Source organism: Thauera sp. JM12B12 (assembly GCF_039614725.1).
In the GTDB taxonomy this organism is placed as follows: Bacteria; Pseudomonadota; Gammaproteobacteria; order Burkholderiales; family Rhodocyclaceae; genus Thauera.
In genome coordinates this window covers 1,361,088-1,383,587 of sequence record NZ_CP154859.1, presented here as the reverse complement: position 1 = coordinate 1,383,587, position 22,500 = coordinate 1,361,088, and the positions used below count along the sequence as shown (strand labels likewise).

The window sequence follows — 22,500 nt, the reverse complement described above, 5'->3', positions numbered from 1 at the left end:
GCAAGGAGACAAGAACATGAGCCAACTCATTGAAGTGAAGGTTCCGGACATCGGCGATTTCGACGCCGTGCCGGTGATCGAGCTGTTCGTGAAGGTGGGCGACACGATCGCAGTCGATGACGCGATCGCCACGCTCGAGTCCGACAAGGCCACGATGGACGTGCCGTCGTCGCACGCCGGCGTGGTCAAGGAAGTGCTGGTCAACATCGGCGACAAGGTCTCCGAGGGCAGCGTGCTGATCAAGGTCGAGGCGGCGGGCGTCGCAGCGGCTGCGCCGGCCGCTGCCGCCGCGGCCCCCGCCCCGGCCGCAACGGCGCCTGCTGCTGCGCCCGCAGCGCCTGTCGCTGCAGCGGCGCCCGCGGGCGGCGGCGTGGTCGAGGTGGTGGTGCCCGACATCGGTGATTTCGACGCTGTCCCGGTGATCGAGCTGTTCGTGAAGGTGGGCGACAGCATCAAGGTCGACGATGCGATCTGCACACTGGAATCGGACAAGGCCACCATGGACGTGCCCTCCTCGCACGCCGGCGTGGTCAAGGAAGTGCTGGTCGCGCTCGGTGACAAGGTCAGCCAGGGCAAGGCCCTGATCAAGCTCGAGACCGCGGGTGGCGCCAGCGCTGCCGCCGTTCCGGTCGCGCCGGTGGCGACCGCCGCAGCGGCGGCACCGGCCTCCTCCCCGGCGCCGCTGGCCGACGGCGGCCCGGCCGCGAGCGCGCCCGCCTCGATGCCCGTCGCCTCGGCGGCTGCGCCCTCGGCGGTCAAGGTGGGCGGCAAGGTGCATGCCAGCCCGTCCGTGCGTGCCTTCGCCCGCGAGCTCGGCGTCGATCTCGGCCAGGTCAAGGCCACCGGCCCCAAGGGTCGCATCCTCAAGGAAGACGTCGCCGCCTTCATCAAGGGCGTCATGACCAGCGGCGTGGTCCCGGGCAAGACTCCGGCTGCAGCCGCCGGCGCAAGCCTGGGCGGCGGCCTCGATCTGCTGCCGTGGCCCAAGGTCGACTTCGCCAAGTTCGGCGAGATCGAGGTCAAGCCGCTGTCGCGCATCAAGAAGATCTCCGGCCAGAACCTCGCCCGTAACTGGGTGATGATCCCGGCGGTGACCTACCACGAGGACGCCGACATCACCGACCTGGAAGCCTTCCGGGTGGCGATGAACAAGGAGCACGAGAAGTCCGGCAAGAAGCTCACGATGCTCGCCTTCATCATCAAGGCCTCGGTGCGCGCGCTGCAGGAATTCCCCGAGTTCAACACCAGTCTCGACGGCGACAACCTGGTCTACAAGAAGTACTTCAACATCGCCTTCGCCGCCGACACCCCCAACGGCCTCGTGGTGCCGGTGGTGAAGGACGCCGACAAGAAGAGCGTGTTCGAGATCGCCGCCGAGACCGGCGCGCTGGCCAAGAAGGCGCGTGACGGCAAGCTCGGCCCGGCCGACATGTCGGGTGCCTGCTTCACGATCAGCTCGCTGGGCGGCATCGGTGGCACCTACTTCGCGCCGATCGTCAATGCGCCCGAAGTCGCCATCCTCGGTGTCAACAAGTCGGTGATGAAGCCGGTGTGGGACGGCAAGGCTTTCGTGCCGCGCCTCACCCTGCCGATGTCGCTGACCGCGGACCACCGCGTGATCGACGGCGCACTGGCCACCCGCTTCAACGTGTACCTCGCGCAACTGCTGGCGGATTTCCGCCGCGTGATGCTGTAAGGAGATCGCCATGAGTCTCGTGGAAGTCAAGGTTCCGGACATCGGCGATTTCGATTCAGTGCCGGTGATCGAGCTGTTCGTCAAGGTCGGCGACAGCATCAACGTGGATGACGCGATCTGCACGCTCGAGTCCGACAAGGCCACGATGGACGTGCCGTCCTCGGCCGCCGGGGTGGTCAAGGAAGTGCTGGTCGCCGTCGGCGACAAGGTCGGCGAAGGCGCCGTGCTGCTCAAGGTCGAGGCCGCCGGTGCTGCCGCGGCAGCGCCTGCCCCGGCCGCCGCCGCACCGGCACCTGCAGCGGCGCCGGTCACTGCGCCTGCTGCCGCTGCCCACGGCGGCGCGGCCGATGTCGAGTACGACATGGTCGTGCTCGGCGCCGGCCCGGGCGGCTACTCGGCCGCCTTCCGCGCCGCCGACCTCGGCCTCAGGACCGCGATCATCGAGCGTTACGCGACGCTCGGCGGCGTGTGCCTGAACGTCGGCTGCATCCCCTCCAAGGCGCTGCTGCACGTGGCCGCGGTGATCGAGGAGGCCGAGCACGTCGACACCGCCGGCATCACGTTCGCCAAGCCCACGGTCGATGTCGATGCGCTCAGGAAGCACAAGGACGGCGTGATCGGCAAGCTCACCGGCGGCCTCTCCGGCATGGCCAAGGCACGCAAGGTCGACGTCATCCGCGGCTACGGCCACTTCCTCGACCCGCACCATCTGGAAGTCGAGGAGACCACCGGCAGCAGCCAGGACAAGACCGGCGCCAAGAAGGTGGTGAAGTTCAAGCAATGCATCATCGCTGCCGGTTCGGCCGCGGTGCACCTGCCCTTCATCCCGCGCGATCCGCGCATCGTCGACTCCACCGGCGCGCTCGAGCTGCGCCAGGTGCCGGGCAAGATGCTGGTGATCGGCGGCGGCATCATCGGCCTCGAGATGGCCACGGTGTACTCCACGCTCGGTGCGCGCATCGACGTGGTCGAGATGATGGACGGCCTGATGCAGGGTCCGGACCGCGACGCGGTCAAGGTGTGGGAGAAGCAGAACGCCCACCGCTTCGACAACATCATGCTCAAGACCAGGACGGTCGCGGTCGAGGCCAAGGAAGACGGCCTGTGGGTCAAGTTCGAGGGTGAAAAGGCCCCTGCCGAGCCGGTGCGCTACGACATGATCCTGCAGTCGGCGGGCCGTTCGCCCAACGGCAACAAGATCGGCGCCGACAAGGCCGGGGTGATCGTCGGCGAGCGCGGCTTCATCCCGGTCGATGCGCAGATGCGCACCAACGTGCCGCACATCTTCGCCATTGGCGACGTCGTCGGCCAGCCCATGCTCGCCCACAAGGCGGTGCATGAGGCGCACGTGGCGGCCGAAGTCGCCGCCGGGCACAAGTCGGCGTTCGACGCCACCGTGATCCCGGGCGTGGCCTACACCCACCCGGAAGTGGCCTGGGTCGGCTACACCGAGGCGCAGGCCAAGGCCGAGGGTAAGAAGGTCGACACCGCCAAGTTCCCGTGGGCAGCCAGTGGCCGCGCGATCGCCAACGGCGCCGACTACGGCTTCACGAAGCTGATCTTCGACGCCGAGACGCACCGCGTGATCGGCGGCACCATCGTCGGCCCCTCGGCCGGCGACATGATCGGCGAGGTGTGCCTGGCCATCGAGATGGGCGCGGATGCGGTCGACATCGGCAAGACCATCCACCCGCACCCGACCCTGGGCGAGACGGTGGGCATGGCGGCCGAAGTGGCCCACGGCAGCTGCACCGACCTGCCACCGATGCGCAAGAAGTAAGCAACTCGCCGCGCTTGCGGGGGCGGAGCGATCGCCCCATGGAGAAGCCCCCGGCCCCTTCGCAAAGAAGGGCTCCGGGGGCTTCGCTTTGCTGCTCGGCGGTCTGAAACGGATCGATCAGCGTCAGTCGAGCGCGACCTGCGCCTTCAGCCAGAAGGTGCGACCGGGCTCGTTGATGATTTCGTTGTTGACGGCCTCATATCCGGCGATCGCGGCACTGCCCTGCGACAGGTGCTCGTGATAAGTGCGATCGAAGACGTTGTCGACGCCGACGGTCAGCAGCGTCGCCTTGTTGGGGCGCCATCCCGCATTGAGTGCCAGCGTTGCAAAGCCCGGCGTGGGTCCGAGATCCTTGCCGTTGGAGACGATACTGCCCGACCCGACATCGACCCGGTCCTGCCTGGCAACCACGCGCAACAGGCCGCCATAGGAGAAGGTGCCGTCGTTGTACTCGAGGGCGACACGAGCTTCGAGCGGCGGCTGCTGGGCGAGCGCCTTGCCGTCGGTGTCGTTCTTGCCATGCACCCAGGCCAGCGTGCCGGTCGCACTCCAGTTCGGGGCGAAACGCCAGGTGAGGTCGGCTTCGGCGCCATACAGCGTGGCGTCGATGTTGCGGACGTCGGCGACCGAGGTCGTGCCGACCTGCCACCAACGCAGCAGCATGTAGTCATCGACCTTGCTGTAAAAGCCTGCCACCGAAGCATTCAGGCTCCCGGCAGCCCAGTTGGCCCCGACGTCGATCTGGGCATTCGTCTCGGGCTTGAGATTGCCGAAATCGCGGGCGTCGGCAACGCTGCCCGTGCCCAGCGTCGTCGGCGTTGCGCGCATGAACTCCCAGAAATCCGGGAAGCGCTCGGCATAGCCAATGCCCGCGTACCAGGTGCCCTGCCCCGCTGCGTAGTCCTCTTCGAACCGCAGGAAGCCACTCTCGAGACGCTCGTCGCGAGACGCGTCCGCGAACACGTTCGGCCTGACATTCATGCCGACTTCGATCGAGGTCCGGTAGTCCTTCGCTTCGTGCTCGTCAAGCCGCAGGCCGGCAACGATCCTTTGGGTCGCGGACAAGCCGTACGTCGCCTCGCCGAACACACCATAGCGCTCGAAGCCGAGGTCCTTGTCCCGATTCAGGTTCGTGTAGGCGTCAGTCGCAGCGCCCTTCGCCTTCCTGACCGTGTGCAGGTCGTCCTTGATATCCGCACCCAGGGTGAACATCCAGCGCTCGGCGGGCGTCAGCGTGACCGCGAGCCGCGCGCCCTTGGTCTCGCGATCGGGGTTGTTCACCATCTTCATCCCGCTGACCGTGCGCAGGCTGTAGTTGTCCATCACGTGGTCGATGTAGCTGTAGTAGACGTTGGCCTCGATACGCTGCACGAGTGGCGAGATGTTGCGCTTTTCGAACTTCACGCCGACGTGCTCGCGCTCGAACTTGACGCCGTCCATGCTGCGATCGGCATAGGCGGCCTCCCCGTCACTGCGGCCGAAGTTGAGTTCGAGCAGGGTATCGTCGTCCGGCGTCCAACCCAGCGCACCGGTGGCGCTCCAGCGTGTATAGAAGGAATGCACCTCCTTGCCGTCGCCATCCTCGTAGTTGTCCATGTCGGAACGCGTCGCACCGATGCGGGCGTAGACACCCGGGTTGCCGGCCTTCGCATCGAACACCTGGTCATTGCGCCCCCAACTGCCGAAGGTCAGGCTGCCGCTGGCGCTCCAGCCAGGCTCGGTCAGGCGCGTCATGTCGCGCTCGAACAGCACGACCGCTGCGGAATTGCCACCGCCATAGAGCACGGTTTGCGGCCCCTTGAGAACGGTCACGCGGTCATACGACTCCGGATAGATGTAGGCGGTCGGCGGATCCATGCGGCCACCGCAGCCGCCGTGCACATCCTGGCCGTCCTGAAGAATGTTCAGGCGCGAACCCGACATGCCGCGGAAGACCGGGTCGCCGTCGGCGCCGCCCTTACGGATCACGGAGAAACCCGGGATGCTCTTCAGCATGTCGGCACCGTCATGCGCAGGCAGCGGCTGGCGAGGCGCCTTGGGGTCGGTGGTGACCGTGAGCGGTGCCTGCGTGACCGGGGCGGTCACCACCACGCTATCCAGGATGGCATCGTCGGCGCTTGCAAGTGCGGGCAGCGCAAGGGAGATCGCCACGGCCAGTGGCAGGCGTCGGAAGGTATTTTTCATCGTCGAGAATCCTCGTTGTTCGGGCCTGCGCGCGGATGGAATTCAGATCGCGGGCGCGACAAGCCCCCTCTGCTCGCCTGGGGCGAACAGACACGGAGTGCGAATAGGGAAAGCCTGCGCCGGAGCGCAGACCTCGGCGCGGGCCGGGCTCGGACCGTCGCCTAGCTGCGCTCGGGCGAGCGCTCAGTGCTTGCCGTGCTGCATCTTCATCGGCGCATTGAGCGGGCGGGCGGGCGCGGTGAGCTCGATGGTCTGGCGGCTGCCGTCCTTGTTCTCGACGATCAGCGTCAGCGGCACCTGGTCACCCTCCTTAACCTGGTCCTTGAGATCCATCAGCATGACGTGGTAGCCGCCGGGCTTGAGCTCGACGGCCTGCCCTGCGGGGAGCGCCAGGCCATCGACCCGGTTCATCTTCATGACGTCCTTGTCCATCACCATCTCGTGAATCTCGACCACGCCGGCCACCGGCGAAGCGGCCGAGACGAGACGGGCGTCGGCGTCGGACTCGAGCTGCATGAAGGCACCGGTGGCCTTCTGGGCGGGCACGGTGGCGCGCACCCAGGGCTCGGCGACGGTGACTTCGGCGTGGGCGGCCGCGCTGCCGAGCAGGACGAGTGCGGCCAGGAGGGAGGTGGCGAAGGTCGGCTTGTGCATGGTGGATCTCCGATGGATCTGCGATGGTGCCGCGCGCTCGCACGCCGGCGCTCCGAATGCGTGACGGAGGACGGCAAGCAGCGTACGACGTGCCCGCCCGACCGACGATGCGGTGGCGAGGGCGAGCTTAAGACAAGGCTGGATGAGCGCTGCGCGGAAGCTGAACGCGACCGGCGGGGCCCGCAGGGTCAGGCGAGCGCGGGCGGAGCGCGCGGATGCGCGGGCGACCAGGCAAAGAGCGGTCGCGGGGAGACCAGGAAAAGCGCGGGCAGCACCGCGCCGCCGGCGACGGCAAAGACATGCGGCAAGGACGGCGGAGGCGACAGCGCGTTGCCGAACTGAGCAGAGCAGTAGGGACAGTCGTCCACCTCGAGCGAAGGCCCCGCCGGCTCGGAGTCGGTGCTCACCGCTCCGGTCTCGCCATAGAAGGCCGCTTCGTCTGCGCTCAGCGCGACCCATTCGACGCCGGTCGCGGAGCAGACCTGGACGAGGTAGCGGCCATGCTCGTCCGGCCCCATCGCACGACTCACCGTCGGCGCCAGCGCACTCATCGCCATCGCGAAGATCGCGATCCAGACGTGGAGGCGTTGACGAAAGCGCTGCATGGACGGAGCCGGCCCTTTGGGAAGCAAGACGACGCGCCGGATTCTACCGGATCGGCATCGACATCATTTGATCGTCGTCATTTCTGCGCCAATTGCGTGCCGATGCCCTCGCGCCTGCGCACCCAGGAGACGAACTCCGGCAGCGCCAGCGCAGGCGCGTAAAGGAAGCCCTGAATGTAATCGCAGCCCATCCCGACCAGCAGGCTGGCCGTTTCCTCGTCCTCGACCCCCTCGGCGGTGACGTCCACGCCCAGACGGTGCGACAGGTCGATGATGGATGCCGCGATCTCGCGGTCGCGTGCCGAGCTGAGCAGGTCGACGACGAAGCTGCGGTCGATCTTGACCTCCTGCACGGCGAACTGCTTGAGGCGGCTCATGCCCGAGAAGCCGGTTCCGAAGTCGTCGATGGACAGACTCAGGCCGAGTTGGCGAAGGCGGCGCAGGACTTCCGAGACGCTGTCACCGGCGGCCTCGTCGATCATGCTGGTCTCGGTGATCTCGAGGCACAGCCGCTGCGCCTGCACGTTCCAGGTCGCCAGCGCCTGCGCGATCAGGTCGGGCACCTCGGCATCGTAGAGATCGGTCGCCGACAGGTTGATCGACACGTCCAGTTCCAGCCCTTCCAGGCGCAGCACATGGATGACCTGGGCGGCGCGCTGGAACAGCCAGCGGTTGAACCGGTGGCGCAGCCCCAGACGGTCGATGAGGCTGACCACCACCGGCGGCGGCACCCATTGCCCATCGCTCTTGCGCCAGCGCAGCAGCGCCTCGGCGCTGCGGCACTCGCCGCTGCGCAGGTGCACCTTGGGCTGGAGGTAGAGCTCGAGCTCGTTGCCTCCGGCGAAAGCCGCGCGCAGGTCACGCTCGAGGAGCGCCAGCGAAGGCGAGTACTGCTCCATCGATGGCTCGTAGATCTGGCTGCCGATCTCGGCACGTCCCGCCACGAGGCTCGCGATGCGTGCCGACTGCAGCAGGTGGAAGGCGTCCTTGCCGTGGTCGGGCGACATTGCGGCACCACACACTACCCGCAGCGGCAGCGTGATGCCTTCGATCTCGAGCGGGGCCTCGTTGAACGCCTGCTCGAACTTGAGCATCGCGAGCGTGAGCACCGCGGGACTCGACAGGCTCGGCAGCACGATCAGCCACTCCTTGCCGTCGAGGGCGAACAGCCCGTCCTGCGGGCGCAGGCGAGCGCGAATCTGGCGATCCATCTCGCGCTCGAGGCGCCGCATGTGCTCGAGCGGCAGACGATAGAGCGCGGCATCGGGACGGGCGTAGAGCGAGACCACGCCGACCCCCACGCTGCCCGCCTTGATATCCGCCAGCCGGGCCGAGACCTCGGAAAGCGCAGCGAAGAAGCCTGGCGGCGTGAGCGCGTCCATGTTCAGACCAGATAGAAGTCGTTCGGGTCGATACCGTGCGCGTTGGGCGGCAGCGCCTGCACGATGCGATAGGGCTCACCGTCCGCCGTTTGCGGCTGCATGAGCAGGTCAAGCGTGCGCGGAAAGCGCTCGATGGTCTTGTCGGGTGCGAGCAGCACGAGAACGCGCGGCTGCAGGCGCCGTACCTGGTTCTGCTGGATCACGACGCCGACCTCGCCGGTGTTGAGCTCGACGAGGGTACCGATCGGGTAGAGGCCGATGCACTGCAGGAACTGGTCGACCAGGGTGTCGCGGAACTGGGTGTTGCGCAGTTGATTGAGCGTTTCCATCGCACGCTGGCTCGACACCGCACCGCGATAGACGCGTTCGCGCGTCATCGCGCAGTAGGTGTCGATGATGCCGGCCATCTCGGCCGCGAGCGGAATGCTCATGCCCTCGAGGCCACGGGGATAGCCGGTGCCGTCGAAGCGCTCGTGGTGGGCGGCGATGATCGCCAGCACCGCGGGGTCGAAGTCCTTGTGCACGCGCAGCAGGTTCACCGTGTTGCGGACGTGCGCCTTGACGTGCTCGAACTCGCGGTCATCGAGCGGCCCCGGCTTGCTGAGCACCTCGTAGTCGATCTGCACCTTGCCGATGTCCTGCAGCAGCCCGGCCAGGCCGAGCTGGCGCACCTCCGCGCCGCTCAAGCCGACGAAGCGGGCGAACACCATCGCGTGCACCGACACGTTCACCGCATGGTCATAGGCGTACTGGTCGGTACGCTTGAGGCGGGTGAGCCACAGCAGCGCGTCCGGGTTGCGCTGCACGCCGGACGCCATCTCGCCCACCAGCGCATCCACGCGCGCGACGTCGATGCTGCCATTGGTGTCGATCGCCAGCCGCGTCTCGCGCAGCACGCGGTAGACGTCGTCGACGATCGGCGCCGAGTAGAGCAGTTCGGACTCGAGCCGGCTGCGACCGTCCTCGCCGCGGATGCGCGGCGTGTGCGGCTGGCGCTTGGTGTGGATCTTGCCCTTGAAGCTGCGCGCGACCTTGAGGAAGCGCTGCGCCTCGATGCGCGACTCGGTGGCGTCGGGATGCACGCGCGGCTTGCCGTCGAGGCCGAGCAGGGGGGCATCCTTGTCGATGATCTTGGCGCTGTATTGATCCCCGACCGAGCGTGCGCGGTCGATCACCACCTCGCGGCAGAGCCGCTGCAAGGCCCTGAGCTGGTCGACGTTCTGGATCAGGAAGCCCTGCATCATGAAGGGCGTCTCGGTCCACGGTCGATCGATCTCGACGACGAACATGCCGATCTTGAGATCGCGCGCCGATATCGTGGTGTTCAATGAATGACTCCGATGTGGTTCTGCCGATGCGGTGCAACGACGACACAGGATAACGGCTGCGGTACCCGCAGCTTGAGTGCAGCGGCTGCAGCCGTTCCCCGTTTCGGGTCGTGTCAAGCGGTAAGCGACCTCAACCGAGCCACACGCGGGCGTTGCGGAACATGCGCAGCCAGGGCGAGGCGTCCGGACTTTCCTGCACCAGCCACTGCGGCGCCCACGACATCTGCAGGGTGCGCGCGGTGCGCTCGGGATGCGGCATCATAATCGTGAAACGCCCATCGGCAGTGGTGAAGCCTGTCACACCATCGGGCGATCCGTTCGGATTGGCGGGGTAGGTCTGAGCCGGATTGCCGTGGTTGTCGATGTAGCGCAGCGCGAGCAATGCGCTCGCGCGCTCGGCTTCGCTGCGGAAGACCGCCCTGCCCTCGCCGTGGCTGACCACGATCGGCATCCGGCTGCCAGCCATGCCCTGGAGCAGGATCGAGGGGCTGTCGGCGACCTCGACCATCACGAAGCGGGCTTCGAACTGTTCGCTGCGGTTGCGGTGGAAGGTCGGCCAGGCCTCGGCGCCAGGAATGATCGGTGCGAGGTGGGCCATCATCTGGCAGCCGTTGCACACGCCCAGCGCGAAGGTGTCGTCGCGGCGGAAGAAGGCCTCGAACGCGTCGCGCAGGCGGCTGTTGAAGAGGATGGACTTGGCCCAGCCCTGGCCGGCGCCGAGCACGTCACCGTAGGAGAAGCCACCGCAGGCTGCCAGCCCGTGGAAATCGGCGAGGTCGATGCGGCCGGCCTGCAGGTCGGACATGTGCACGTCGACCGGGGTGAAGCCGGCGCGCTCGAACGCGGCCGCCATCTCGAACTGGGAGTTGACGCCCTGCTCGCGGAGCACGACGACCTTGGGGCGCGTGCCGCTTGCGATGAAGGGGGCGGCGACGTCGTCCTTGACGTCGAAGGACAGCGTCACCGACAGGCCGGGATTGCCGGCGTCGGCGAGCGCATCGAACTCCTGCTGCACGCACTCGGGGTCGTCGCGCAGCCTGGCGATGCGGTAACTGGTCTCGGACCAGGCCTGCAGGAGCTCGGCGCGGCTGGCGCCGAACACCAGCTTGGCATTGCGGCGGAAGCGGAGCTCGTCCTTGTCGTTGGGCTCGCCGATGAAGTGGTAGGCGAGCCGGGCGGCACGCAAGGCCTCGGTGACGCGTGCGCGGTCGTCGCGGCGAATCTGGATCACCGCGCCGAGCTCCTCGCTGAAGAGGCCGGCGAACAGGCGATCGGCGAAGCGCCCCTTGAGGGTGTCGGGCTTCTTCTCGAGGCCATCGACATCCATCATGTAGGGGTCGTAGCAGACGGTGTCGAGCACAAGCGAGAGACCGCACTTCGATGCGAAGGCCATCTCGCACACGGTGGCGAACAGGCCGCCGTCCGAGCGGTCGTGGTAGGCCAGCACCAGGCCGTCGCGGCGCAGCTGCTGCAGGGTCTCGAAGAAGGCCTTGAGCTGCAGCGGATCGACGTCCGGCGCATGCTCGCCGACCGAGTCGAAGGCCTGGGCGAAGGCCGAGCCACCGAGGCGGTTCTTGCCGTTGCCGAGGTCGATCAGCATCAGCTCGGTCTCGACGCCTTCGGGCAACTGAAGCTGCGGGGTGAGCGTGCTGCGGATGTCCTGCACCGGGGCGAAGGCGGTGGCGATCAGCGACAACGGCGCCACCACCTGCTTGTCCTCTTCGCCATCGCGCCAGGCGGTGCGCATCGACAGCGAGTCCTTGCCGACCGGGATCGACATGCCGGCGCTGATGCAGAACTCGGATACGGCCTGCACGGTGTCGAACAGTTTGGCATCTTCGCCACGATGGCCGGCAGCGGCCATCCAGTTGGCGGAGAGCTTGACGTCGCCCAGCTTGGCGATGTCGGCGGCGGCGATGTTGGTGATCGCCTCGCCGATCGCCATGCGGCCCGAGGCCGGTGCGTCGACGCAGGCCAGCGGAGTGCGCTCGCCCATGGCGAAGGCTTCGCCGCGGTAGCCCTGGAAGCTCATCGCGGTGACCGCGACGTCGGCCACCGGCACCTGCCAGGGGCCGACGAACTGGTCGCGCGCGGTCAGCCCGCCCACCGAGCGGTCGCCGATGGTGATCAGGAAGCTCTTGCTGGCCACCGCCGGCATGCGCAGCACGCGCATCCCGGCTTCCTTGAGCTCGAGGTCGGTGGTGTCGAAGGGCGGCAGATGCACCGCGCGCCGCGAGACGTTGCGCGTCATCTTCGGCGGCTTGCCGAGCAGCACCTTCATGTCCATGTCCACCGGCTTGTTGCCGAAGTGGCGGTCCGACACGGTGAGATGGCCGTCGGCGGTGGCAGTGCCGAGCACGGCGAACGGGCAGCGCTCGCGCTCACAGAAGGCCTGGAACATCGGCAGGCTCTCGGGCGCGATCGCGAGCACATAGCGCTCCTGCGATTCGTTCGACCAGATCTCGCGCGGGCTCATGCCCGGCTCCTCGATGTGCACCTCGCGCAGCTCGAAGTGCGCGCCCAGGCCGGCGTGGTCGGCGAGTTCGGGCATCGCGTTCGACAGGCCGCCGGCGCCGACGTCGTGGATGGCGATGATCGGGTTCTTGTCGCCCTGCTGCCAGCAGGCGTCGATGACTTCCTGGCAGCGGCGCTGGATCTCGGGGTTGCCGCGCTGCACCGAAGCGAAGTCGAGGTCGGCGGTGTTGGTGCCGGTGGCCATCGACGAGGCCGCGCCACCGCCCAGACCGATGAGCATGCCCGGGCCACCGAGCTGGATCAGCAGCGTGCCCGGCGGGAAGGTGGGCTTTTCGGCCTGCTGCGCCTGGATGCTGCCCAGGCCGCCGGCGATCATGATCGGCTTGTGGTAGCCGCGCACCTCGCCCTGCACTTCCTGTTCAAACGTGCGGAAGTAGCCGGCGAGGTTGGGACGGCCAAACTCGTTGTTGAAGGCGGCGGCGCCGATCGGGCCCTCGATCATGATGTCGAGCGCGGAGGCGATGCGCTCGGGCTTGCCGTAAGGCTTCTCCCAGGGCTGGCCGAAGTCGGGGATGTTGAGGTTGGACACGGTGAAGCCCGCCAGGCCCGCCTTGGGCCGCGAGCCGCGGCCGGTCGCGCCCTCGTCGCGGATCTCGCCGCCGGCACCGGTGGCCGCGCCCGGGAAGGGCGAGATCGCGGTCGGGTGGTTGTGGGTCTCGACCTTGGCGAGGATGTGGGTATCCTCGTCGTGGTAGCGGAAGGCGCCGTCGGCGTCCGGGTACAGGCGGGCGATGCGCGCGCCCTCGATCACCGAGGCGTTGTCCGAGTAGGCCACCACCGTGCCCTCGGGGTGGGCCTTGTGGGTGTCCTTGATCATGCCGAACAGCGACTTCTCCATCGGCCGCGCATCGATCACCCAGTCGGCGTTGAAGATCTTGTGCCGGCAGTGCTCGGAGTTGGCTTGCGCGAACATCATCAGCTCGACGTCGGTGGGGTTGCGCCCCATGCGGCTGAAGTTCTCGACCAGGTAGTCGATCTCGTCCTCGGACAGCGCCAGGCCCAGATCGCCGTTCGCGCGCTCGAGTGCGCCGCGGCCGCCGGCGAGGATGTCCACGGTGGTGAGCGGCTGCGGCTCGTAGTGGTGGAACAGGGCCTCGGCCTCGTCCACGCTGCCCAGCACCGCCTCGGTCATGCGGTCGTGCAGCAGGGCGGCCAGCCCGGCGCTCGCTTCGACCCCGCGCGCATTGATCGTGTAGGCGATCCCGCGCTCGATGCGCACGATCTTGTCGAAGCCGCACTGGTGAGCGATGTCGGTGGCCTTGGACGACCACGGCGAGATCGTGCCCAGCCGCGGCACCACCAGGCGGAGCGTGCCCGCAGGCGGCTCGGCGCTTGCGGGACGGGCATCGAGCAGATCGGTCAGACGCGAGGTCTCGCCTGCGTCGAGCGCGGCCGAAACCTCGATGAAGTACCAATGCTCGGCGGCCAGCCCGGCAAGCTTGGGCAGCACCTCGCCGACGGCGCGGGAAAGACGTTCCAGACGGGACGAAGACAGCGCCGGGGCGCCACGCAGCTTGAGGATCGAAGTCATGTTCTTGGACAAACCGGAGTCGGAAAGAGGGGCGAGACGGACGCCGCGAGGCGGCCTCGTTCTGGCCTTTCTGGGCAACGCGGCATTATAACCGAGGCACCCCGGCCGCCCTGCCCGTTGTAGACTGCCCGCCGTCCTCCTGACGAGAAGCCCCATGTCCGACATCAACTACCTATGGGCGCCGCCCGCGCCCGTGTCCCTGCCGGTGCGCGGCACCCGCGCACGCTTTCCGGTCAACCGCCTGTTCTTCGTTGGCCGCAACTATCAGGCCCACGCGCGAGAGATGGGCACCTCGGTCGACAAGGCCAGCATGCGGCCGGTGTATTTCACCAAGTTCGCGGCCATGCTCGCCCAGTCCGGCACACTGGCGCCCTACCCGCCCGAGACGGCCGACTACCATCACGAGATGGAACTCGTCGTGGCGCTCGGCGAGGGCGGTTTTCGCGTGAGCGAGGCGGCGGCGGGGCGGATGATCTTCGGCTACGCCTGCGGCCTGGACATGACGCGCCGCGACCTGCAGGCGGTGGCCAAGGCCAAGGGCAACCCGTGGGACGTGGCGAAGAACGTCGAACAGGGCGCGGTGGCGGGCGAGATCGTTCGCGCCGAGGGCCGCATCCTGCGCAGCGGCGAAATCAGCCTCAAGGTGAATGGCGAGGAGCGCCAGAAGGGCGACCTCGGCGACATGATCTGGAGCATCCCGGAGATCATCGCCGACCTGTCGACCTACTACCACCTGCAGCCGGGCGACCTGATCTACACCGGCACGCCCGAGGGCGTCGGCCCGGTGCAGCCGGGCGACCGCCTGGAAGGCCGCATCGAGGGCGTGGGCACGCTCGACTTCAGGATCGGCGCGCCGGATTGAGCCAGCCTCGCATCAGACGCGTGAGGCGTGGCATCACCACCCAGGTCATCGTGGCGACGATCAGCGCGGTGAACGCTGCGGTGCGCGGCAGGAAGGGCAGCCCCTGGAAGCCCGGCCACAGCGACACCAGCCACAGGTAGAAGGACACGACCGGGAAGATGCCCATCCAGGTCACCACCGCCATGCGCACCCGTGGAGGGTGCATGCTGGCCGGCACCACCGCAGGCTCGAACCACGCCTCCAGGCCGCTCAACTTGCGGAACTCGGGCTCCCCCTCGGCCACGTCCTTCATGCGCTCGAGCAGTTGCAGGCGATCCTCGCTCATGTCCCAGGCCTGCAGTTCGGCCTCGGAAGCGAAACGCACGACGAGCTGATATTCCTCACCGGCCGTCTCGGGCGGAATCAGATCACCGCCCAGAAAGCCCTTGTGTTCGCGCATCCTGGCGAGCATCTCGCGCAACATGGCCTCGTACTCGGTCTCGTGCCCGGGACGGGCGCGGCGGCGGGCAATGCGGGTGATGCGGGCGGGTGCGGTCTGGCTGGGTGGATTCATGGTGCGGCTCTCCTGCTCCGGTTGCGAGACGAAGCGCGTCTTGCTTCGTGCCAAGAACAGATGCACTCTACCGCAACAATCTCGAGATTTTTATCAAATAAATGCAGAGCCCGGTTCGCTCAATTTATCCCTGGACGCAAACCGGGCCATGACGCGGGCTTCGGGTGCCCCCCCCTTCCGTGCGCTCCATTAGCCTGATGCCCGAGGTGGCAACAACTCAGCGCCCCAGGTCTTTAGCCGACACGCCGCCGATGCCCCAGTTGGTACTGGGCACTTCGCGGATGACGACACGGACGGTCTGGATCGGCGCGCCCACGGCCTCGACGAGCGCCTGCGTGACCTTCTCGATCACAGCGCGCTTCTGGTCTTCGGTACGGCCTTCCATCATGGTGATTTCTGCCAAAGGCATGTTGCCTCCTACGTGTCTTCGGAAAGATGACGCCTCGCCCGCGCGGGCGCCGCGCCTGATCTCGATTCAGTCCCAATGTGGTCGGCCCCCGTGGCGCCAGCCAACGGGGGCGTAGCGCAGCCTCAGGCCGCCAGCCCCCTGGCCTTGGCCAGGTTCAGCGCCGTATCCTCGATCATGTCCTCCTGGCCGCCGACCATGCCGCGGCGGCCCATCTCGACCAGGATCTCGCGCGCGGGCACGCCGTACTTCTTCTCGGCGCGCTTGGCAAAGAGCAGGAAGGAGCCATACACGCCGGCGTAGCCGAGCGTGAGCGCGTCGCGGTCGATGCGGATCGGGAAGTCCATGATCGGCACCACCAGGTCTTCGGCCACGTCCTGGATCCTGAACACGTCCACGCCGGTCTCGATGCCCATCAGGTCGCACACCGCGATGAAGACTTCCAGCGGCGTGTTGCCCGCGCCGGCACCCAGGCCCGCGGCGGCGGCGTCGATGCGGTTGGCGCCGACTTCGAGCGCGGCCAGGCTGTTGGCCACGCCCATGGCGAGGTTGTGGTGGCCGTGGAAGCCGAGCTCGGTCTCGGGCTTCAGCGCGTCGCGCACCGCGGCCAGGCGCGCCTTGACCGTGTCGGGCAGCAGGTGGCCGGCGGAGTCGGTGACGTAGATGCAGTTGGCGCCGTAGCTCTCCATCAGTTTCGCCTGCTTGACCAGCCCTTCGGGGCTGTTCATGTGCGCCATCATCAGGAAGCCGACGGTGTCCATGCCGAGCTTGCGGGCCATGCCGATGTGCTGCTCGGAGACGTCGGCCTCGGTGCAGTGGGTGGCCACGCGGATGGTGGAGACCCCCAGCTCGTGCGCCATCTGCAGGTGATCGACGGTGCCGATGCCCGGCAGCAGCAGCGCCGAGACCTTGGCCTGCTTCATCAGCGGGATCACCGCGCCGAGGTACTCCTCGTCGCTGTGCGCCGGGAAGCCGTAGTTCACCGAGCTGCCACCGAGGCCGTCGCCGTGGGTGACCTCGATCAGCGGCACGCCCGCTTCATCGAGCCCGGTGGCGATGGATTTCATCTGCTCGAGCGTCATCAGGTGGCGCTTGGGGTGCATGCCGTCACGCAGGGTCATGTCGTGGACGGTGATCTTCTTGCCGCGAAGTTCCATGTTCATCTCTCCTTGTGCCCGGGGCGCTCAGGCCACCATGGTGGCGCGGTTGGATTCGAGCTTCAGACGCCCGGCCAGGATCTCCTCGGCGAACATCTCGGCGGTGCGCGCACCGGCCGCGGTCATGATGTCGAGGTTGCCGGCGTACTTGGGCAGGTAGTCGCCCAGGCCTTCGACCTCCAGGTACACCGAGACGCGGTTGCCGTCGAACACCGGGCCATTCACGAGGCGGTAGCCGGGGACGTACTTCTGCACCTCGCGGATCATGGCGTGGATGGATTCGGTGATCGCGGCCTGGTCGGGTTCGGTCTCGGTCAGGCAATGCACCGTGTCGCGCATGATCAGCGGCGGCTCGGCAGGATTCAGGATGATGATCGCCTTGCCCTTCTTCGCGCCGCCGACCTTCTCGACCGCGCCCGCGGTGGTGCGGGTGAATTCGTCGATGTTCTTGCGCGTGCCGGGGCCGGCCGACTTGGAGGACACGGTGGCGACGATCTCGCCGTAGGCCACCGGCTGCACGCGCGACACGGCCGCAACCATCGGGATCGTGGCCTGGCCGCCGCAGGTGACCATGTTGACGTTCATCTCGCCCTTGCCGACGTGTTCCACCAGATTGACCGGCGGCACGCAGAAGGGGCCGATGGCCGCGGGGGTGAGGTCGATCATCAGCACGCCGAGTTCGTTGAGCTTGCGGCTGTTCTCGGCATGGACGTAGGCGCTGGTGGCGTCGAAGGCGATCTGCACGCCGTCGGCCAGCACATGCGGCAGCAGCCCATCGACGCCCTCGGCGGTGGTCTTGAGGCCGAGTTCGCGCGCGCGCGCCAGGCCCTCCGAGGTGGCGTCGATGCCCACCATCCAGACCGGCTCGAGCACCGGGCTGCGCTTCAACTTGTACAGCAGGTCGGTGCCGATGTTGCCCGGACCGATCAGGGCGCATTTGATCTTGTTCATGCGAGTTCCTTGGGTGTGGTGCGTATTCTGGAAATGCAGGCCGCGCGGCGATCCGGGGAGAGGGAGAGAGAGGATCGCCGCACGGCTGCAAGCGAAAAACGGCCTGACGAGTGTCAGCTCACGATGCGCGCCGCCTCATGCCGCCGACGGCGGTATGTCCTCGGCGCCGATCGCAAGCAGGCCCGCGCGCGCGCACACGCCGTCCTGCTCCTCGGAAGCGCCGGAAACGCCAATCCCGCCCACGAGTTCGCCAGCGACGCGGATCGGCAGACCGCCACCGAACACGATCAGCCGCGGCTGTGCCGAAAAGCCGAGCTTCATGCCCTCGTTTCCAGCGCAGACGTTCATCCATTCGCCGGTCGGAAACCCGAAGCCGCCGGCGGTGTAGGCCTTGTCGATCGCGATCGAGATCGACTGCGGGAAAGCGCCCGGCATGCGCAGGAAGGCGACGAGGTTGCCCGCGGCATCGGCGACCGCGACATTGATGCGGACGCCGAGCGCCTCTGCTTGCTTCACTGCGGCTTCCACCGCGAGGTGGGCCGCCTCCCAGCTGATGGTGGCTTGATGAACAGCGACTTTCATCTGTTGAGCTCCTGTCGTTCAGGGCCGGTCAAAAATCTGTAACCCATGATGTCCGCCGAAGGTAGACCAGGCCATTTTCGACGTCAATACTTTTTCTCGAGATTTTTTCAGGCAGCGATTTTTCTGCCGCTCGGCTAAAATTCCCGTTACCGCACCGAAAATTGAAAATGTCATCATGAGCGAAGTGGTTCTGCAGCGAAGGACGGAAACCGTCGAGCCCAAGACCTTGGTCGAAGGCGCCTACCAGCGCCTGCGCCGGGACATCATCGAAGGCGTGCATCCGCCCGGCGAGAAACTCCGCGTCGAGCACCTGAAGGATCACTACGAGGTCGGCGCGGGCACCCTGCGCGAGGCCCTGCTGCTGCTCGTCACCGACGCCCTCGTCGTCGCCCAGGGCCAGCGGGGGTTCCGCGTGGCGCCGATTTCGATCGAGGACTTCGAGGACATCACCCGTACCCGTCTGCTCCTCGAAACCGAGGCGCTGCGCCAGTCGATCCAGTTCGGCGGCGAGGACTGGGAGGCGACCGTCGTGGCCGCCTTCCATCGCCTCTCGCGCGCCGAGGAAAAGCTCGGCGACAACGACTCGCAGGCTGCCGAAGAATGGGAGCGGCGCAACCGCGCATTCCACGAGGCGCTGATCGCCGCGTCGCCCTCGCGCTGGGTCCGCCACTTCCAGAACATCCTCTACCAGCAATCCGAGCGTTACCGGCGACTGAGCCTCTTCAGCATGCCGATCGCACGCGACATCCATGCCGAGCATCAGGCGCTGTTCAACGCCAGCCTGGCACGCGACGCCACGCGTGCGACCTCCATCCTCACCGAACACATCCTGCGCACCCTCGACGCGGTCAAGCGCCTGCCGAGCGACTTCTTCAACACCCAGCGCAAGCCCTGAGGCCCCCGCCCGGCCCGCGCGCAGCGCCGAGGCCGGACAGGCGGCCCGCCGCCGCGAGCGCGGCGGGCCCTGGGTGCATCAGGACACCACGCTCAGGAAGCGCTCGTTGAGCTTGCGGTCATGGTAGAAGATGCCGGCACCCACCTCGTCCCAGGTCCAGGTGATGGTCTTGTAGTCGGGATAGGTGTCGTAGCCGCCGCAGAAGGTCTCGAAGCGGTTGCCCGAGGGGTCGAAGGCGTAGATCGTCGTACCGCGGGTGATCCCGTGACGGGTCGGCCCGATGTCGATCGAGATCCGGTTCATCGACATGATGTCGGCCGCACGCAGCACCTTCTCCCAGCTGTCGAGCTTGAACGAGATGTGGTGCAGCTTGCCCGGCTCGGGGTGGCGCACGAAGGCGATGTCGTGGGCCTTCGTCGAGCACGACAGCCAGATCGCCAGATCGGTCTTGCCATCCTCCATCACGACGTGCTCGACGAGGTAGAAGCCGAGCACCTTCTCGAAGATCTCCTGCACCTTCTCGATGTCCGGGCCGTACAGCAGACAATGGTCCATGCGCGTCGGCGCGATGCCGCGCTCGGCGTCGGGCGTCCACGGATCGGGGTTGACGTAGGACTGGCCGTTGCCGATGTCGGTCTTCTCGGCGTAGAGCTCGATGAGGTGGCCCGAGGGCACCTCGAAGCGCACGCGCTCCCCGGTCTCGAGCATCTCGCCGGCGGGGATGCGTTCGGTCTTGACGCCGAAGGCCTGCAGGTCGGCATCGAGCTTGTCCAGGGTTGCCCTGTCGGCGACCTTGAAGGCGAAGAAATCCACGCCGGCGCTTTCGGCTTCGCGGATCAGCACGCTGTTGTGCTCGCGCTCGTCCCAGGCCTTGAAGTAGACGCGGCCCTGGCCGTCACGGCCGGTCTCGACCAGCCCGAGCGTGTTCTTGTAGAAGTTGACGCCCTCCTCCAGGTCGAGCACGCGTAATGCGATGTGTCCCGGACGCAGTACACCAGTCATTGCCATGTGATTTCCTCCTCAATTAGACCCAGGGCAGGCAACCCACCCCGAATGGTCTGGTTGACGTCGATCCGGCAGGTGCCGGATCCGGTTTTGACGCGGCCTCTCGCACCGCGTGCTCAATCGGGTCTTTGCGCCCTTCTCCTTCTGCAGCTTAGTTGCCTTCACAAACAAAATCGCCCACCAGACGGATGAAGCGGGACGCGTGCTCGATCTGCGTCCAGTGTCCGCAGCAGCCGAACACATGCAGCTGCGAGCGCTCGATCCAGCGCAGCAGGGTCTCCGAGGTCTGCAGCGGAATCACCCGGTCGTCGCGACCGTGGATGATCAGGGTCTCGTGACGCAGCGCGCGCACATCCTCCTCCCTGCTCGCCAGCGCATCCACCCAGCGCTGGCGCGGCGCGGGAAACATGCGGCTGAACGACTCCTGGAAGCCCGGCCGGATGCTCGCCCGAAAGCGCAGTTCGGCGAGCTCGTCATTCACCAGGCCGCGATCCCATGCGAAGTAGTCCATGATCCGGCGCATGTTCTCGAACGACGGCGTGTAGCCCCAGACCGCGTCGAGGCCCTCGGTGATCTCGAAGGGCACGCCCACGCTACCCATCAGCACCAGCCGGCGCACACGCCCGGGGTGGCGGATCGCCAGCGCCAGGGCGAGCGCACCGCCGAAGGAGTTGCCGACGATGTTGGCCTGCTCGATCCCGAGCGCGTCGAGCAGACCGACCGCCTGCGCCACCCAGGTGTCCATGTCGTAGCGGATGTCGTCGCGACGCTCGCTGAAGCCGAAGCCCGCCATGTCGGGCGCGATCACCCGCATGCGCTCGGCCAGCGGCGCCATCACCAGGCGCCAGTTGGCCCAGGCGGACACACCCGGCCCCGAGCCATGGATGAGGAGCGTGGGGTTCCCCTCGCCCATGTCGTGGTAGTTGGTCAGGATGCCGGCAGCCCGGATGCTGCGACCCCGCTCGGGATCAGCCGCGGTCGCGGGCACGGTGGTGTTCTTGCTCATGCGTTGCTCTCATGGAAGACCTTCGCCGCGCTCCGGCCCCCAGGGGGAGACCGGAGCGCGAACCATCGCAGCGTCGTTCGGAACGCTCAGTCGCCCCCGCGCATGTACTGCGCCTGGAACATCCGCGGCGGGTTCTGCTTGGAATCGACCTGACCCTTGAAATGACCGGTGGTGCAGTGCTTGCCCTGCACGTCGATCATGGAGAAGGCGTCATCGATGCCGATGCCCGCGCCCTTGTTGATCGGCAGGTGGTGATCGGCGTGCGACTTGCCGACCATGAACACCTTCCACAGGTCGCCCTTGCGGTCGTAGATCTCGTTGGCACCGTTCAGGTTGCCGAGCTGCGCATCCATGTAGAACACGCGCTTGCTGACCGGGTGCGCGGTGTTGACCGGCTCGGCCTCGAGCACATACACCTTGCGCAGCTGCCAGGTGCCCTGGTGGAAGCACTCGCCCTGGCCGCCGAAGCCCACGTACTTGTAGCCGTCGGGGTCCTTGAACTCGTCGCTGAGCGCGAGCTCGTTGTGGTTCCACATCGGCAGGATCACGTTCTTGGTGCCCTTGTAGGTCCACTTCATGTCCGAGATGCGGCCGTTATAGCCCTCGAAGTCCTCGATCATCAGGTCCGAACCGAGGAAGGAGTCGGTGGTCTGTCCCGTGGCGAGGCGGCGCACGCGGCGCTGGAAGCCGAGATACAGATAGGCGTCGTCGAGCTTCTGGTCGTCGTCGTAGCGCTGGATCAGGAGCTGCGTGTTCTTGAGGTCCTGTGGCGCGTCGACCTTCACGTAGATGCCGCGGAACAGGTTCGACGGGTTGGGCGTCACTTCGGGCACCGGCTCATCCTTGACGCGATGCTTGAAGTTCAGGAAGTGGAAGCTGAACTGGATCGTGCGCTCGAGCTCGCCGGTCGCCATGTTGCGGTACTTCCAGAAGAACGGCGTGATGTTGGCGTTGTCGCCCCAGTTCACCCCGTACTTGTAGTTCCAGGCCAGCTTCTCGCCCGCGCGCGGATCCTTGAGGTCGGGCTCCTCGACGAACGGCCGGCCGCCGGCGAAGCCCTCGAGATCGCCGTTGTTGGGGCCGAGCTTGGCCTTGCCGAGGTTCTTGCGGGTGGCCTCGATGTAGGCGTTGGAGAGCTCGAACTGGGTGGTGGGGCCGACCTTGATCTCGAACAGGCCATCCTTGAGCAGCTGATAGACGCCCGTCGGGACGACGTCCTTGAACTGGTCGACGTTGCCCTTGTTGATCACGGTGCCGGCGCCGAGCCCGGGAAAGCTCGGGAAGCCGCTCTGGTAGGGGTTGAAGCTCGCCTTGAGGTCGGCTTCGGTGGCTGCATGCGCGGTGAGCGCGAGGCCGAGCAGGGCTGCGGCGATGAGGTTCTTCTTCAT

At 67.0% G+C, this 22,500-nt stretch carries 18 protein-coding genes; 4 read left to right on the top strand and 14 right to left on the bottom strand.

Features of this window, described 5'->3' with window-relative positions:
• Nucleotides 1-16: 16 nt before the first annotated feature.
• Together aceF and lpdA are read left to right on the top strand one after the other, a co-directional pair.
• Nucleotides 17-1,696: a dihydrolipoyllysine-residue acetyltransferase gene (gene aceF / locus AAG895_RS06145; protein ID WP_345794641.1), complete on the top strand. Its 1,680-nt coding sequence runs from the start codon at nucleotides 17-19 to the stop codon at nucleotides 1,694-1,696.
• 10 nt (nucleotides 1,697-1,706) lie between these two features.
• The gene (gene lpdA, locus AAG895_RS06140) at nucleotides 1,707-3,476 is read left to right on the top strand and encodes a dihydrolipoyl dehydrogenase (RefSeq protein WP_345794640.1); all 1,770 of its coding nucleotides are present in this window, start codon (nucleotides 1,707-1,709) and stop codon (nucleotides 3,474-3,476) included.
• A 123-nt stretch (nucleotides 3,477-3,599) separates the two neighbouring features.
• Here lpdA and AAG895_RS06135 read toward each other — a convergent pair whose 3' ends face one another.
• The 6 genes from AAG895_RS06135 to purL all read right to left on the bottom strand — a co-directional run bounded on the left by AAG895_RS06135 (nucleotide 3,600) and on the right by purL (nucleotide 13,695).
• Nucleotides 3,600-5,660, bottom strand: a complete 2,061-nt coding sequence (locus tag AAG895_RS06135) for a TonB-dependent copper receptor (protein WP_345794639.1) — start codon at nucleotides 5,658-5,660, stop codon at nucleotides 3,600-3,602.
• 183 nt (nucleotides 5,661-5,843) lie between these two features.
• Nucleotides 5,844-6,314, bottom strand: coding sequence for a copper chaperone PCu(A)C (locus AAG895_RS06130; protein WP_345794638.1), 471 nt, complete (start codon nucleotides 6,312-6,314; stop codon nucleotides 5,844-5,846).
• A gap of 188 nt (nucleotides 6,315-6,502) precedes the next feature.
• Entirely contained in the window at nucleotides 6,503-6,919 is a 417-nt protein-coding gene (locus tag AAG895_RS06125; RefSeq protein ID WP_345794637.1) for a DUF2946 domain-containing protein, read from the bottom strand.
• A 77-nt stretch (nucleotides 6,920-6,996) separates the two neighbouring features.
• Complete coding sequence (locus AAG895_RS06120; RefSeq protein WP_345794636.1) at nucleotides 6,997-8,301, bottom strand: GGDEF domain-containing phosphodiesterase; 1,305 nt, start codon at nucleotides 8,299-8,301, stop codon at nucleotides 6,997-6,999.
• A 2-nt stretch (nucleotides 8,302-8,303) separates the two neighbouring features.
• Nucleotides 8,304-9,629, bottom strand: a complete 1,326-nt coding sequence (locus AAG895_RS06115) for an HD-GYP domain-containing protein (protein WP_345794635.1) — start codon at nucleotides 9,627-9,629, stop codon at nucleotides 8,304-8,306.
• 130 nt (nucleotides 9,630-9,759) lie between these two features.
• A complete protein-coding gene (gene purL / locus AAG895_RS06110) occupies nucleotides 9,760-13,695 on the bottom strand; it encodes a phosphoribosylformylglycinamidine synthase (RefSeq protein ID WP_345794634.1) in 3,936 nt (1,311 codons plus the stop codon).
• A 154-nt stretch (nucleotides 13,696-13,849) separates the two neighbouring features.
• Between purL and AAG895_RS06105 the strand changes: the two genes are divergently transcribed.
• Nucleotides 13,850-14,557 (top strand): fumarylacetoacetate hydrolase family protein, encoded by a 708-nt coding sequence (locus AAG895_RS06105; RefSeq protein ID WP_345794633.1) that lies wholly within the window; start codon nucleotides 13,850-13,852, stop codon nucleotides 14,555-14,557.
• Here the strand turns inward: AAG895_RS06105 and AAG895_RS06100 are convergent.
• From AAG895_RS06100 to AAG895_RS06080, 5 genes are all read right to left on the bottom strand, one after another.
• A complete protein-coding gene (locus tag AAG895_RS06100; protein ID WP_345794632.1) occupies nucleotides 14,535-15,110 on the bottom strand; it encodes an antibiotic biosynthesis monooxygenase in 576 nt (191 codons plus the stop codon). The genes AAG895_RS06105 and AAG895_RS06100 overlap by 23 nt on opposite strands.
• A gap of 217 nt (nucleotides 15,111-15,327) precedes the next feature.
• Complete coding sequence (locus AAG895_RS06095; protein ID WP_270068176.1) at nucleotides 15,328-15,519, bottom strand: 2-hydroxymuconate tautomerase; 192 nt, start codon at nucleotides 15,517-15,519, stop codon at nucleotides 15,328-15,330.
• Between the two features lie 122 nt (nucleotides 15,520-15,641).
• A complete protein-coding gene (dmpG, locus tag AAG895_RS06090; RefSeq protein WP_270068177.1) occupies nucleotides 15,642-16,673 on the bottom strand; it encodes a 4-hydroxy-2-oxovalerate aldolase in 1,032 nt (343 codons plus the stop codon).
• 27 nt (nucleotides 16,674-16,700) lie between these two features.
• Entirely contained in the window at nucleotides 16,701-17,624 is a 924-nt protein-coding gene (locus AAG895_RS06085) for an acetaldehyde dehydrogenase (acetylating) (RefSeq protein ID WP_345794631.1), read from the bottom strand.
• Between the two features lie 135 nt (nucleotides 17,625-17,759).
• Complete coding sequence (locus AAG895_RS06080; protein ID WP_345794630.1) at nucleotides 17,760-18,206, bottom strand: heme-binding protein; 447 nt, start codon at nucleotides 18,204-18,206, stop codon at nucleotides 17,760-17,762.
• Nucleotides 18,207-18,381: 175 nt separating this feature from the next.
• Here AAG895_RS06080 and AAG895_RS06075 point away from each other — a divergent pair, with 175 nt between their 5' ends.
• Entirely contained in the window at nucleotides 18,382-19,101 is a 720-nt protein-coding gene (locus AAG895_RS06075) for an FCD domain-containing protein (protein ID WP_345794629.1), read from the top strand.
• Between the two features lie 78 nt (nucleotides 19,102-19,179).
• On the opposite strand, the gene AAG895_RS06070 is transcribed toward AAG895_RS06075, so the two are convergent.
• From AAG895_RS06070 to AAG895_RS06060, 3 genes are all read right to left on the bottom strand, one after another.
• Entirely contained in the window at nucleotides 19,180-20,109 is a 930-nt protein-coding gene (locus AAG895_RS06070; RefSeq protein WP_345794628.1) for a catechol 2,3-dioxygenase, read from the bottom strand.
• A 148-nt stretch (nucleotides 20,110-20,257) separates the two neighbouring features.
• Nucleotides 20,258-21,112, bottom strand: coding sequence for an alpha/beta hydrolase (locus AAG895_RS06065; RefSeq protein WP_345794627.1), 855 nt, complete (start codon nucleotides 21,110-21,112; stop codon nucleotides 20,258-20,260).
• 86 nt (nucleotides 21,113-21,198) lie between these two features.
• A complete protein-coding gene (locus AAG895_RS06060) occupies nucleotides 21,199-22,500 on the bottom strand; it encodes a DUF1329 domain-containing protein (protein ID WP_345794626.1) in 1,302 nt (433 codons plus the stop codon).